Here is a 13,134-nt window from a genome sequence, read left to right on the forward strand (position 1 = left end):
GATGAATGAAGACAATCGGAGGCTGCATGGAAAGCAATAAACGGCCGCTCCTTGAGCAAAACTGGTTCTGGATAACCGCGATGGTGGTCATCCTCATCGGAGTTTTCAGCCCGATGCTGTTTACCGGCAAGATTATCCGTGCATCTGACGTCATCACCCAGCTTTTCTGGAATGTCAAGGCGGTCAAGGATCAGTCGCTGCTGGACTATATCCGGTCATTTCCGGAGATCTTTCACGCCGGTTGGGATCCGTTGAGTGACGGCGGACGCACCCTGGAGGGAGGGTGGAACGCGATCAACCTGCTGGTCCACCGCTACCTCATCCAGCACTTTTTCCCTTTCCCCGCGAGCATTGCCTGGTTGGCGGTCCTTGCCATGTGCTGGGGAGCGGCCGGAACCTTCCTCTACTGCCGGCTGATCGGGACCGGCCCCTTCGGTGCCTTCGTTGCCGGTCTCCTCTACGTGCTGTGTACGGAGAATGCTTCCCTTATCAATGCTGGTCATATCCAGAAGCTTGAAGCGATCTGCTGGTTTCCGTGGGTGTTCCTCTTCCTGGAAAAAGCCCTCCGGAACGGCCGTCTTTTTCATTATGCGCTGGCGGCCCTCATGCTTGCCATTCAGTTCTTCCACATGCACTGGCAGATATCCTTCTACAGTTGCCTCGCCGTGGGAGTGTACTGGTGCTGGCATGTGGGGGCGAGGTTCCTTGCGGAGCGGGGAGGCTACGCAAAGCCGTTTTGCAGGGATGTGAGCCTGGTGGTGGCCATGGTAGTTCTCTTTTTCAGTACCATCGCCATGTCTTTCGCTCCCTTGGTGAGCTGGTCACAACAGTCCGAGCGGGGGGATTCTGTAGCCGGCACCGTCGCAGGATCCGGTAAGGACAAGGGTATCGGTTATGAAGAAGGGATGAGCTGGTCCATGCCCCCCGAGGAGGTTCTCACCTTCGTCGTCCCGGGACTGCTCGGCTTCTCTCGCCAGGAGGGGGGGGATGTTCCCTCGCCGGGGCAGGTTTACTACTGGGGAAGGATGCGTTTTACCCAAACCGGCGACTATCTCGGTCTTCTCCCCTGGTTCATGCTTCCGCTGCCACTCATCTTCCGGCGGGACCGTTATACCTGGTTTTTCACTCTCTTCATGGCGGTAACGCTCGTAATGGCTCTGGGTAAATACACCTTCGTCTACCGTTTCATGTTTGACTATCTTCCCGCCTTTTCCAAGTTTAGGGTGCCGAAGATGATACTCTTTCTCTTTGCCTTCGGCGCAGCGGTTCTGACTGGCCGCGGGATTGATCTGCTGGAAAAGGAGGCTGCGGCGCGGGAAAAGCTTAGGTGGTGGCTTGCCGGTGCGGCTCTTTCCGTGGCTGCCGTAGGCGCGCTCTGGCTTATCCTTCGGGGGAGTGCGGCCTGGCTTTCGGAAAATGCGGCGGAATACATTGCCGCCCCTACCCGCTATCAGCAGAATGGGGGGGGACTTGCCCCGCAGCGCTACGACTTCATGCTCCGTGAAACGGCCATTGCGTTCGGTGTCGCCTCTCTCTATCTGGCAGTTCTTCTCGCCTGGTTCAGAAGATGGCTGCCAGCACGGGTAGTCTTCTTGTCCCTAGCGGTTCTCCTTGTCGCGGATCTCTGGCGGGTGAACCAGCATTTTTTTGTGCTCACGACGTCGCCTCAGTCTGACAGAAAGGCGGCCCAGAACGACATCGTTCGCTTTTTGGAGCCGCGCATTGACCATTACCGGATGCAGCCGCTCTCTGATGAGAATGCCCACTATTATGCGGATTACGGCTTTGCCAACCTGTCAGCCTACGTCACCATCAGCGAGAGACGTTACAAGGAGTTTCTTGAGGGCTTTAATCTGATGAGCGGGATGCCGGATATCATGAATCTGAGGTACGTGATAATGCCGGCCGCCGATTATGAAGCCCAGAAGGGGATGATGGCAGGCAAGTATGTGCCGGTATTTGCCTCGTCCAACGGTTCGGTGGTGCTGGAGAACAGGACGGTCCTTCCGAAGGCATGGCTCGTCCCTTCGGTGGCGGAAGTAGTTGATCCGCAGCAGCGGATCAGTATCATGAGTTCTGACCCTACCTTTAGCCCCGCTATCGTCGCTCTCACGGAAAGCCGGCCGCCGCTTCCCCTTGCTCCCTTTGGCCAGTCGGCAGCAGCAGGAACCACCAAGGTTAAGGTCTATACCCCCAATCGGATTGTGGTGGAGGCCGCAGCGTCGTCGAATGCCCTCCTCGTCCTCGGAGAGAAATACTATCGCTGGTGGTATGCGTGGGTGGATGGCAAACCCGAGGAGATTTACCCTGTGGACCATGTCCTGCGGGGTGTTTATCTGCTTCCCGGAATCCATACGGTGGAATTCCGCTTCGATCCGCTCCCCTTTAAAGTCGGCAAGTATCTTACGCTTGCCTCTCTTGCGCTGTTTGCCGTCATGCTGGGACGTGAATGGCGGTTGCGTAACCGGGTGAAGAGTGAAGGCTGACGAAACCATAGACGAACTGCAGACCTACGACCTGCGGATTGCTCAAGAGCGTCATGGATACCGGTTTTCCCTCGACCCGCTGCTCCTCTGCGCTTTTGCCGCCCCGCGAACTGGGGCACGGGTCATTGATCTGGGAACCGGCAGCGCCGTCATCCCACTCGTCCTCGCCCGTCGGACCGTGCAAGCCACTTTTGTGGGGGTGGAACTCCAGGAAGGACTGGCCACATTGGCAGAGCGCAACGTGGCGTTGAACGGGCTCGTCGACCGGATATCCATTCTCTGTGATGATGTACTCGGGTTGCGCAAGCGTTTTCCCGTTTCCTCCTTTGACGTGGTCGTTTCCAACCCCCCCTACCGCAAGCGCGGAACGGGGAAGGTGAGCCCCAAGGTGGGACGCGATGATGCTCGCCATGAGTCATCGGCAACCCTCGCTGACTTCCTTGCTGCTGCCAAGTACCTGGTGAATCCCACCGGTCGCATCTGTTTCATCTATCACCCGTCGCGGCTTCCGGAGCTTTTCTCGGAGGCGCATGCCCAGAAACTTGCACCCATGAGACTGCGTCTTGTACACGGGACCTCAGACGCTGAGGCGCGAATGGCCCTTATCGAGTTTCGCAAGGGACGCAGGGCGGATTTGAAGGTGCTTCCACCCCTGATTGTCAGGGGAGATGGGCTGGGCTACACCCCCGAGGTCGCTGAGATTCTGGGTAGTGACAGGCAAGGAGATTGCCGGCAGTCAGTAAAAGCGTCGGGATAGGGACGTTACGCTTCGTCCGGTGGCGACGATGCGAGGTGTCGTGCCATGAGGCGGGAGATGATGGCGCGGAGTTCAGGGTCTTCGATGGATTCGGTCTCTTCCCGAACAAATTCTTTCTCGACGGTGGTCAGTTCTCGAACAGGGGGGCGCTGCTCGGAAGAGGGGGCGGGAGGGGGCTCGGTCCTCCCTGCCTTCAAGTAAATTTCCGTGACTACCGGTCCGCAGAGAAGAGTGTTCAGTTTATCCATTATTCCCTGCTTCAGGAAGTTCAGTTGCTGCATCCAGGGGGCGTTTGCCACCGCTACGGTCAGTGTCCCCCCACGAAATCCCACGGGGCGTGCAACGGAAGCGATCCGCTCACCCACTGCCTCATCCCAGAGAAGCCAAATCCGGCCCTCTTTGAGGCGCCGCTCCGCGGGCTTGCCGCGCAGGGCCTCCGTCAGCAGGTCGGCGACGGGGCGTGGGCGCGTCATGCGGGAGCGGGCATTACCCATTGCGCTGGCGCCGTCGGTGGATCATGCCGCCGATAATCTGGCCGACCATGGCTCCTCCGAGGGTAAGGGGGATAAATTTCCAGCTGAAGCCGGATTTAACGCGGAGATAGATGATGAAGGGGATGGAGATGTGGACGTAGAAATACCAGCCGAAGGTGAACTTCTCGTACCCTTGCCGAAGAAAGCCGCAGGGAATGTTGATGATGAGTGCGAGCAGTATTAGCCCGAAAACTATTACATAGGGATGCATCGATTTACCTCTTCGCGGCATGGTACGTGATGAGTTCTCATTTTGTCAATCTGCTTGAGCTGTTGCAAAGGCACCACCGGCGTGTATCATTGCTGCGGGTAATGAAAAGGATTAATGATGATTCGAGATGGCGATTGTGTTGCGATTTTTCATTCGATACACCGGGTCATGAGGGCTGAGAAAGTGCTCAAGGGGCAGGGGTTCCCGATCCTTCTTATTCCGGCTCCCCGCGCCCTCCATGCAGACTGTGGCCTGGCCATCCGCTACGCCTCAGCGGACCGGGATGCGGTGGAAGAGGTTCTGGCGGCGGAGGGGTTGCTGCCGGAAGAGATCCATGTGAAGCAGGGTGAGCAGTACCTCAAGATCGGCTAGCGTTTCGGGTAGAGCTGCAGGTCGCTATCCCCTTGTGGCAAAAATGTTTTTGCTTGACACTGGCTTGTGGCCTCATCTATAGTTAACCTCTTTCTCAATGGATACGTGCGCCCTGTGTAGCGCTTTCCGCCGCTTGTACGGCATTGTGGGATAGATGTTAGAAAACCTTTCCGACAAACTTGACCTCCTCTTTAAAAAGCTCCGCGGCCAAGGGGTGATGACCGAGGAGAACATCAAGGAGGCGCTCCGTGAGGTGCGGCTTGTCCTCCTTGAGGCAGACGTCAATTTCAAGGTTGTCAGGGATTTCGTCGAGAAGGTCCGCGAGCGGGCTGTCGGCACCCAGGTTCTCCAGAGTCTCTCGCCGGGGCAGCAGGTCATCAAGATTGTGCAGGAAGAGCTCGTGGCCCTCATGGGGGGCGGCGAGGACAACAGTCTCGATCTTGCCGCGAAGCCCCCGGTCGCCCTCATGATGGTCGGTCTCCAAGGCTCCGGCAAGACCACCACCTGCGGCAAGCTGGCGCGGCTCCTCAAGGGGCAGCGGCGTCGCCCGCTTCTCGTGCCCGCTGACGTCTACCGTCCTGCCGCCATTGAGCAGCTCAGGATCCTTGGTCGTCAGCTTTCGGTGGAAACGTTTGATTCGCGGGCCGACCAGGACCCGGTTGATATCTGCCGCGAGGCGCTCCGTTACGCCACGCTCAACGGCTTCGATACGGTGATTCTCGATACTGCCGGTCGTCTCCAGATCGACGAGTATCTCATGAACGAGCTCGTCCGTATCAAGGAGGCGGCGCAGCCCCGGGAGATTCTCTTTGTGGCCGACGCCATGACCGGCCAGGAGGCGGTTAACGTCGCCACCGGCTTCAACGAGAGGCTCGACATCACCGGCGTGGTTCTTACCAAGCTGGACGGCGATGCCAAGGGGGGCGCGGCCCTCTCCATTCGTGCGGTCACCGGCAAGCCGGTGAAGCTCGTGGGGCTCGGCGAAAAGCTCGATGCCTTGGAGGTCTTCTACCCGGATCGCCTCGTTTCCCGCATTCTTGGCATGGGTGATATTCTCACCCTGGTCGAGAAGGCCCAGGCCACGTTCGATGCTACGGAAACGGAGCGGCTTCAACAGAAGCTCAAGAAGAGCCAGTTCGATCTGGAGGATTTCAGGAGCCAGCTCCAGCAGATCAAGAAGATGGGGTCCCTTGAATCGATTCTCGGCATGATTCCCGGCGTGGGCAAGGCCATGAAGCAGATGCAGGGAGCCCAGCCGTCGGAGAAGGAGCTCAAGCGGATCGAGGCGATTATCGATTCCATGACTCCCGGCGAGCGGGCGAACCATCAGATCATCAACGGCAGCCGTCGTCTGAGGATCGCCAAAGGGAGCGGCACAACGGTCCAGGAGGTCAATCAGCTCCTGAAGCGATTCACCGAGGCACAAAAGGTGATGAAGCAGCTTCAGAAGATGGGCCCCAAGGGGCTGATGCGGGGGATGAAAGGGATGGGAAAGGGAATGTTCCCCTTCTGAGAGGATGCAGCAGGCAACACTCGATTCGTCACCAATGTGACGTACAACATACACACGAAAACTCTCGCCGGTCAGCGGCCGGGAGAACACCAGGAGGAAGAAGATGGCTATCAAGATGCGTTTGGCTCGTGCAGGGGCGAAGAAGAAGCCCTTTTATCAAATTGTTATTGCTGACGTGCGCAGCCGCCGTGACGGGCGGTTCATCGAGAATGTCGGGACCTACGACCCGAACCAGAATCCTGCCGCCGTGAAATTCGAAGAGGGCAAGGCCCTTGAATGGCTCGGAAAGGGAGCCCAGCCCACCGATACCGTCAAGCAGATGCTCAAGACGGCCGGTCTCTGGGAGAAATTCACGACCAAGCCTGCATAATTAACACGTTGTAACGCTGCTTCGTTCCCGGTCCGCCGGTCATTCCCATTGCAGAGGTTACCGACATGAAAGAGCTTGTAGAGACCATCGCAAAGGCGCTTGTGGACGACCCCTCCCAGGTGAGAACCACCGAGGAGATGGAAGAGGATACAATGGTCATCAAGCTGACCGTGGCCAAAGAGGACATGGGACGAATCATCGGCAAAGAGGGGCGGACAGCAAAGGCAATCCGGACCCTGCTCAACGCGGTGTCCACCAAGGACAACAAGAAAGCCGTGCTGAAGATCGTCGAATAATGCTGGGCAGTACCGATCTCGTGTTGCTCGGCAAGGTCGTCGCAACACACGGCATCAGGGGGCAGCTGTCAGTCGTCCCCTTTTCGGGCGAGTTCAGTACCATTCTTTCGTTGCAGACAGTTTACCTCAGTGGGCCGGACAACTGTAAGGAAAGCTTTGAAGTGGACCGCGCGGCTGTCCATCGCAATCGGGTTCTCCTGACACTGAAGGGATTCGCGAACATAAACGAAGTTCTCCACCTGGTCGGGCGTGAGTTGTTCGCTCGACGGGACCAGTTTCCTCCCCTTGACGAGGGAGAGTTCTACTGGTGTGACCTCATTGGCCTTTCGGTAACGACAAGTGAAGGGTTGCCCCTTGGCCGTATCGAGGAGATTATTGCCACGGGAAGTAACGACGTCTATGTGGTCAGGGACGGGGAGAGGGAATATCTGATTCCGGCCCTTGAAGACATAGTTGTCGGTGTTGATTTGGATAAGGGAATCATGACCGTCAGCCCCACAGAGGGGCTGCTTGATCTATGAAATTCGATATTTTGACCCTTTTCCCTGCCATGTTCGAGGGACCGCTTACCGAAAGCATCATCCGGCGGGCAGTCGAGAAAGGGCTCCTTGATATCCGGTTGCACCAGATCCGTGACTTTGCCACTGATCGGCACAAGGTTGTCGACGATGCACCCTATGGTGGTGGTGACGGGATGGTCATGAAGGTTGAGCCGATTGCCGCCTGTCTGGAAGCGGTCAAGGTCGAGCGCCCAAAGGCGCGGGTCCTACTCACCAGCCCTCGGGGCCGTCTCTTCGATAATGCGGCGGCCCGTGAGCTGGCCCAAGAACAGGAAGTCATCATTATCTGCGGACGGTATGAGGGGATCGACGAGCGGGTGCGCGAGTTTTTCGTGGAGGATGAGTTTTCTATCGGCGATTTTGTCCTCACTGGCGGAGAGCTGGCAGCCATGGTCATGATCGACGCCACCGTGCGGTTTGTCCCCGGAGTACTCGGCTCGCCCGGGTCGGCCGAAACTGACACGTTCTCCGACGGCCTGCTTGAGTACCCTCACTATACGCGTCCTGCCGAATTTCGCGGCCATTCGGTCCCGGCTGTGCTGTTGTCCGGCAATCATGCAGAAGTGGCGCGTTGGCGACGTCGTAAGGCCTTGGAGGAAACGATCCGTTCGAGACCGGATTTGCTCGAAAAGGCAGTGCTGGATAGTGACGACCGGCGCTACCTGCTAGAACTCGAAGAGGGAGCCTCGAAGTGAGCGGGGCGACTCTTCCCAATGCCAATGTGAGTGTCGCGCTCCTCCACCATCCGGTTTATGACAAAAATCGGCAGGTGGTCTCCACGGCGGTAACGAATCTCGACATTCACGATATCGCGCGGTCAGCGAGAACCTTCGGGCTGCTCAGCTACTACATCGTGACGCCAGTTCCCGGACAACAGGAACTTGCAGGCCGAATCGTCCGGCATTGGCAGGAGGGATGGGGTGCCACATATAATCCCAAGCGGAAGGCTGCGCTTGAGCTCATAAAGATCGCCGCGACCCTAAATGATGCACTGGAGGATATGCAAGAGCGCTTCGGACGGCCAGTTCGGCTCGTGACGACCGGAGCACGACTCCATCCCCGAAGCGTCACATTCAGCGACCTACAGCACCTCATTACCGAGCGGGATCAGCCCTATCTGCTCCTTTTCGGTACCGGTTGGGGGCTTGTCGAAGAGGTGTTTGAAAAGGCAGACCTGGTTCTCGAGCCGATCCAAGGGGCTGGAGATTACAACCATCTCTCGGTGAGGTCTGCGGCAGCAATCATCATGGATAGACTGTTCGGAGCGCGTTGAGCGTCTCCGTTCGTAATATACGAAACCAGTACGCGTTTGCGCACATAAAGGGAGGAAGAAGCAGATGAACACTATCGACATGCTTGAACTTGAACAGATGAAGAAAAACATCCCCCCGTTTAAACCGGGAGATACCGTCAAGGTCCACGTCAAGATCGTGGAGGGCGACAAGAGCCGGATCCAGGCCTTCCAGGGTGTGGTAATTGCTCGTCAGAACGGCGGCATCCGCGAGTCGTTCACGGTCCGTAAAATCTCCAATGGCATCGGCGTTGAGAGGGTCTTCCCGCTCCATTCGCCGTCACTTGATGCCATTGAGGTGATCACCCGTGGCCATGTCCGCCGCGCCAAGCTCTACTACCTCCGCAAGCTCCGCGGCAAGGCCGCGCGGATTCGCGAGAAGAAGTACGTGGCTGCCCACTAACGAAATTGCCCCGCCTGGCGGGGCTTTTTCATTTCAGGAGAGATCGGTGCGTCTACCGTTGTTTGACGACATTGGTGAGAGATCCCTCTGGACATTTGAAAACCTTGTCAGCCGAAATGGTTTCCACGCGGTAGCGGGGGTTGACGAGGCCGGACGCGGTCCCTTGGCCGGCCCTGTCGTGGCGGCTGCAGTCATTCTTCCGCAAGGGGCAGAGTTGCCGGGGATCGACGACTCAAAGAAGCTTTCTGCACCAAAGCGCGAACACCTCTTCGGCCTGATATCCGGTTGTGCCCTGGCCGTAGGTGTCGGAGTGGCTGACCACGCCTGCATTGATCGCATCAACATACTTCAGGCCACTCTCCGCGCCATGGCGGAAGCTGTCGGACAACTGGCCGTTCCTCCTGATTACCTCCTCATAGATGGAATTTCAACGATTCCCCTTAACCTCCCTCAGAAAACCATCAAAAAAGGGGACAGCGCCAGCATTTCCATCGCATCCGCCTCGATCGTTGCCAAGGTTACCCGGGACCGGATGATGATGGAATATGATCAACAGTTCCCCGGTTACGGATTCGCCGAGCACAAGGGCTATGGCTGTGCCTCTCACCTTGCTGCGATTGCGGAACTGGGTCCATGCCCCATCCACCGGAAAACCTTCAGGGGGGTGAAAGAGCATGTCGCTCCATAACAAGTCCCTGGGCAGCAAGGGGGAATCCCTGGCGGTGACATATCTGGAACGTCATCGTTACAAAATCCTGGAGAGAAACTTTCGTTGCCGCGGCGGCGAGATAGATATTGTGGCTCGCGATGGCAAAACCATTGTCTTCGTGGAGGTTAAGACGAGGACAAGCGGTCACTATGGACCGCCGCAACTTGCAGTCACCTCCTTCAAGCAGCGGCAGATATCCAAGGCGGCGCTTACCTGGCTTGCTAAGCAGCGGCAGCTTGATGCCTGCGCTCGCTTCGACGTCATATCGATTACGCTTTCGGCCCAGATGCCACAAATCGAGCATATTCCCAATGCCTTCGAATTGGCGTATTAGCCCGGAAATACTGTTGAAAACGGCAGTTCGCTATGCTACCTTTGACCGAAAAATCGGGGGCTTATACCGTGGATTTCATTGTCGCACTGGCGCAGACAAAGCCGAAGCTTGGCTGTCTTGCTGAAAACTGCACCCTTGTCGAGTCCGCCATTGAGCGTGCTGTCGCCGATAAGGCTGATCTGATCGTATTTCCTGAGCTTGCTCTAACCGGCTATTTTCTCAAGGATCTGGTGCCGGATGTGGCGTTGCGTCTCGATGCCCCGGAGATCGCCCGTATCCGCGAACTTTCCCGTCATGTCGCGATCGTCGTCGGCTTTGTGGAGGTCTCCGACGATTATCGCTTCTTCAATTCCGCGATCTATGTGGAGGGCGGCGAAATCCGACACATCCATCGCAAGGTCTACCTCCCCACCTATGGCCTCTTTGACGAGCTGCGGTATCTTGCCCGCGGTGAACGGTTCCGTGCCTTCGATACCCGTTTCGGTCGGATGGGGATGCTCATCTGCGAAGACATGTGGCATCTCTCCGCTCCCTATGTCCTTGCCATGGATGGGGCTACAACCCTTGTCTGTCTTTCCAGCAGCCCGGGTCGGGGGATTAGCGAGGACGAAAGCCTGGGGTCAACCGCTGCCTGGCAGAAACTCACCTCCACGACGGCAATGTTTTTCAACAGCCGCGTATTTTACTGCAACAGGGTTGGCTACGAAGACGGCGTCAACTTCTGGGGGGGGTCCGAAGTGATTGCTCCCTCCGGCAGTGTTGTTTCCCGTGCCCGGTTGTTCGACGAAGATCTGCTTGTCACCCGTGTCGATGGAGGAGAGTTGCGGCGCGAGCGGATTTTTTCCCCAATGATGCGCGACGAGAGCCTCTCTATTACCATGAAGGAGTTGCGGCGTATTGAGAAGGGGAGGGACTGTTGATGGGTGACGTTAATGTCAAGTTGTTGCGCCGGATACTGGTCGGTTTTATCCGTGAGGAAGTCACCAAGGTAGGAATACGCAAAGCGGTTCTCGGCCTCTCCGGAGGGATCGACTCCGCTCTCGTTGCGTATCTCGCTGCCGAGGCCCTCGGCCCTGAAAATGTTCATGCCTGCATCATGCCGTATAGAACCAGTAATCCTGAAAGCGAGGCCCACGCAAGGCTCGCCGCGGAGCATCTCGGCATTCACTATCAGGTAATCGACATTACGCCGATGATAGATGCCTATTTTTCACGCTTCCCCGATGCCGATAGCATGCGTCGCGGAAACAAGATGGCCCGCGAACGGATGACAATCCTCTACGACCACTCGGCGGCACTTCCTGCCCTTGTCCTCGGAACAAGCAACAAGACGGAGCTCTTGCTTGGCTATGGGACCCTGTATGGAGACATGGCCAGCGCCCTGAATCCCATCGGTGACATTTACAAAACGCAGGTCTGGCAGCTTTCCGAAGAGATGGGAGTTCCCCGCGACATCATTGAAAAACAGCCTTCCGCTGATTTGTGGGCCGGCCAAACCGACGAGCAGGAACTGGGATTCACCTACCGTGAGGTTGATAAGCTCCTCTATTCCATGGTTGACCAGCGGATGTCCCGGGAAGAACTGGGGAAGAACGGCTTTGCCCCTGATTTCATTGCCACTGTCTCGGCCAGGATACAGAACTCCCACTTCAAACGACGCCTCCCCATCATCGCCAAGGTATCCAACCGGACCATTGATCGGGACTTCCGCTATTCCCGCGACTGGGGTAAATGAAAACTCCGGGCCCCCTCTATATTGTCGCCACCCCTATTGGAAATCTCGAGGACATCACTTTTCGGGCTGTGCGCATTCTGAAAGAGGTTGATCTCATTGCCGCCGAGGACACACGGCACACCCGCAAGCTTCTTACCCACTTCGGCATCAGTAAGCCGCTTACCTCATATTTCGATCACAACAAGCATCTCAAGGGGGATGTTATCCTAGCCCGACTGCGCGATGGCGCCTCGGTTGCCCTCGTGTCCGATGCAGGCACCCCCTGTGTCGCCGATCCTGGCTATCAGCTCGTGTGCGATGCCATCGCCGAAGGCATTGTTGTCGTACCCATTCCCGGGGTGTCTGCCGCTGTTGCAGCTCTGTCGACAGCAGGGCTTCCGACAGACTCCTTTACGTTCATAGGATTTCTGCCGAGCAAGCAGGGAAAACGGCACCAACAGCTTTCCTCGCTTAAGGATGAGCCCCGCGTGCTCATATTTTATGAAGCGCCAAACCGGCTCATGACGACGCTGAAGGATATGCGCGATCTGTGGGGGGAGCGCAAGATTGTTGTAGCCCGGGAGTTGACTAAGGTTTACGAGGAATTTGTTCGAGGAGATACGTCTGCCGTGATTGCCCAGTTTGCTGACCGGCAAATAAAAGGCGAAGTTGTTATTCTGGTTACGCCTGCCGAGGATTCGACACAAGAAGGCGCAAGTGCGGAATCTCTGGATGAAGACCTCCGGCGTTATCTCTTTGTAGAGAGGTTGTCGCTTAAAGACGCTGTGAAGCGAGCGAGTGTCAAGTTGGGACTCGCTCGGAGCCTGGTATATTCGGAAGCCTTGAGAATCAATAGTGGATCCTGACGGTGGCTGCGGTCGCAAAGCCGATAGTGAGAAGAGTTATTTGACAATGTGGGAATTTAAGTAAAAACTAACAAAAATATGTCTTGACCGTAAGGGGTGGGGGTGGTATAAACGCGTTTCCTTTTGACGGGGCGGGATTGATTGGGAAGAAAAAACGCTTCGTTGAAAAAAAGTGGTTGACAGCAGAAAAGAGATTGTGTAGATTGCAAAGTCTGCCACGGACGAAACGGCAGCTTGGTCTTTGAAAACTAAATAGCAGAGAAACACGTAAAGCGGGTTCTACAAACTTTGAGAATCGCAAGATTCAACGAATAGTCAGTTCAAACTGGAGAGTTTGATCCTGGCTCAGAACGAACGCTGGCGGCGTGCCTAACACATGCAAGTCGAACGTGAAGGGGGCTTCGGTCCCTGGAAAGTGGCGCACGGGTGAGTAACGCGTGGATAATCTGCCCAGTGATCTGGGATAACATCTCGAAAGGGGTGCTAATACCGGATAAGCCCACGGAGTCCTTGGATTCTGCGGGAAAAGGGGGGGACCTTCGGGCCTTTTGTCACTGGATGAGTCCGCGTACCATTAGCTAGTTGGTGGGGTAATGGCCCACCAAGGCTACGATGGTTAGCTGGTCTGAGAGGATGATCAGCCACACTGGAACTGAGACACGGTCCAGACTCCTACGGGAGGCAGCAGTGGGGAATTTTGCGCAATGGGCGAAAGCCTG

General features: G+C 56.7%; 17 protein-coding genes and 1 rRNA gene. 16 read left to right on the top strand and 2 right to left on the bottom strand.

What is annotated here, in order from left to right:
* The first annotated feature begins 26 nt into the window (after positions 1-26).
* Together KJB29_RS07215 and KJB29_RS07220 are read left to right on the top strand one after the other, a co-directional pair.
* Entirely contained in the window at positions 27-2,486 is a 2,460-nt protein-coding gene (locus KJB29_RS07215; RefSeq protein ID WP_215734007.1) for a YfhO family protein, read from the top strand.
* Positions 2,476-3,243 (top strand): tRNA1(Val) (adenine(37)-N6)-methyltransferase, encoded by a 768-nt coding sequence (locus KJB29_RS07220; RefSeq protein ID WP_215734008.1) that lies wholly within the window; start codon positions 2,476-2,478, stop codon positions 3,241-3,243. The genes KJB29_RS07215 and KJB29_RS07220 overlap by 11 nt, the downstream gene beginning before the upstream one ends.
* Positions 3,244-3,248: 5 nt before the next feature.
* Here the strand turns inward: KJB29_RS07220 and KJB29_RS07225 are convergent, their stop codons facing one another.
* On the bottom strand, positions 3,249-3,737 hold the full coding sequence (locus KJB29_RS07225; RefSeq protein ID WP_215734009.1) for a DciA family protein: 489 nt from the start codon (positions 3,735-3,737) through the stop codon (positions 3,249-3,251).
* Positions 3,730-3,987 carry a hypothetical protein gene (locus tag KJB29_RS07230; RefSeq protein WP_215734010.1) on the bottom strand — a complete coding sequence of 86 codons (258 nt, stop codon included), beginning with the start codon at positions 3,985-3,987 and terminating at the stop codon, positions 3,730-3,732. Before KJB29_RS07230 ends, KJB29_RS07225 begins: the two co-directional genes overlap by 8 nt.
* A gap of 117 nt (positions 3,988-4,104) precedes the next feature.
* On the opposite strand from KJB29_RS07230, the gene KJB29_RS07235 reads away from it, so the two are divergent.
* The 14 genes from KJB29_RS07235 to KJB29_RS07300 all read left to right on the top strand — a co-directional run.
* Positions 4,105-4,359 carry a putative Se/S carrier protein gene (locus KJB29_RS07235; RefSeq protein WP_215734031.1) on the top strand — a complete coding sequence of 85 codons (255 nt, stop codon included), beginning with the start codon at positions 4,105-4,107 and terminating at the stop codon, positions 4,357-4,359.
* Positions 4,360-4,513: 154 nt separating this feature from the next.
* Positions 4,514-5,872 (top strand): signal recognition particle protein, encoded by a 1,359-nt coding sequence (gene ffh, locus KJB29_RS07240; RefSeq protein ID WP_215734011.1) that lies wholly within the window; start codon positions 4,514-4,516, stop codon positions 5,870-5,872.
* 103 nt (positions 5,873-5,975) lie between these two features.
* Positions 5,976-6,242, top strand: a complete 267-nt coding sequence (gene rpsP, locus KJB29_RS07245) for a 30S ribosomal protein S16 (RefSeq protein ID WP_004514602.1) — start codon at positions 5,976-5,978, stop codon at positions 6,240-6,242.
* A gap of 65 nt (positions 6,243-6,307) precedes the next feature.
* On the top strand, positions 6,308-6,538 hold the full coding sequence (locus KJB29_RS07250; RefSeq protein ID WP_004514601.1) for a KH domain-containing protein: 231 nt from the start codon (positions 6,308-6,310) through the stop codon (positions 6,536-6,538).
* Complete coding sequence (rimM, locus tag KJB29_RS07255) at positions 6,538-7,059, top strand: ribosome maturation factor RimM (protein ID WP_215734012.1); 522 nt, start codon at positions 6,538-6,540, stop codon at positions 7,057-7,059. The genes KJB29_RS07250 and rimM overlap by 1 nt, the downstream gene beginning before the upstream one ends.
* On the top strand, positions 7,056-7,793 hold the full coding sequence (trmD, locus tag KJB29_RS07260; protein WP_215734013.1) for a tRNA (guanosine(37)-N1)-methyltransferase TrmD: 738 nt from the start codon (positions 7,056-7,058) through the stop codon (positions 7,791-7,793). Before rimM ends, trmD begins: the two co-directional genes overlap by 4 nt.
* Positions 7,790-8,371: an RNA methyltransferase gene (locus tag KJB29_RS07265; RefSeq protein WP_215734014.1), complete on the top strand. Its 582-nt coding sequence runs from the start codon at positions 7,790-7,792 to the stop codon at positions 8,369-8,371. Before trmD ends, KJB29_RS07265 begins: the two co-directional genes overlap by 4 nt.
* Before the next feature lie 64 nt (positions 8,372-8,435).
* Positions 8,436-8,792, top strand: a complete 357-nt coding sequence (gene rplS, locus KJB29_RS07270) for a 50S ribosomal protein L19 (protein WP_004514597.1) — start codon at positions 8,436-8,438, stop codon at positions 8,790-8,792.
* 46 nt (positions 8,793-8,838) lie between these two features.
* Positions 8,839-9,480 (top strand): ribonuclease HII, encoded by a 642-nt coding sequence (locus KJB29_RS07275; RefSeq protein WP_215734015.1) that lies wholly within the window; start codon positions 8,839-8,841, stop codon positions 9,478-9,480.
* Positions 9,467-9,835 (top strand): YraN family protein, encoded by a 369-nt coding sequence (locus tag KJB29_RS07280; RefSeq protein ID WP_215734016.1) that lies wholly within the window; start codon positions 9,467-9,469, stop codon positions 9,833-9,835. Before KJB29_RS07275 ends, KJB29_RS07280 begins: the two co-directional genes overlap by 14 nt.
* A gap of 68 nt (positions 9,836-9,903) precedes the next feature.
* Positions 9,904-10,755, top strand: coding sequence for a nitrilase-related carbon-nitrogen hydrolase (locus tag KJB29_RS07285; RefSeq protein ID WP_215734017.1), 852 nt, complete (start codon positions 9,904-9,906; stop codon positions 10,753-10,755).
* Entirely contained in the window at positions 10,755-11,570 is an 816-nt protein-coding gene (locus KJB29_RS07290) for an NAD+ synthase (RefSeq protein WP_215734018.1), read from the top strand. Before KJB29_RS07285 ends, KJB29_RS07290 begins: the two co-directional genes overlap by 1 nt.
* Positions 11,567-12,415, top strand: coding sequence for a 16S rRNA (cytidine(1402)-2'-O)-methyltransferase (gene rsmI, locus KJB29_RS07295; RefSeq protein WP_215734019.1), 849 nt, complete (start codon positions 11,567-11,569; stop codon positions 12,413-12,415). The genes KJB29_RS07290 and rsmI overlap by 4 nt, the downstream gene beginning before the upstream one ends.
* 322 nt (positions 12,416-12,737) lie before the next feature.
* Positions 12,738-13,134, top strand: a 16S ribosomal RNA gene (locus tag KJB29_RS07300); the annotation flags it as partial.

Origin of the sequence: Geobacter grbiciae (genome assembly GCF_018531165.1) — a bacterium.
In the GTDB taxonomy this organism is placed as follows: domain Bacteria; phylum Desulfobacterota; class Desulfuromonadia; order Geobacterales; family Geobacteraceae; genus Geobacter; species Geobacter metallireducens.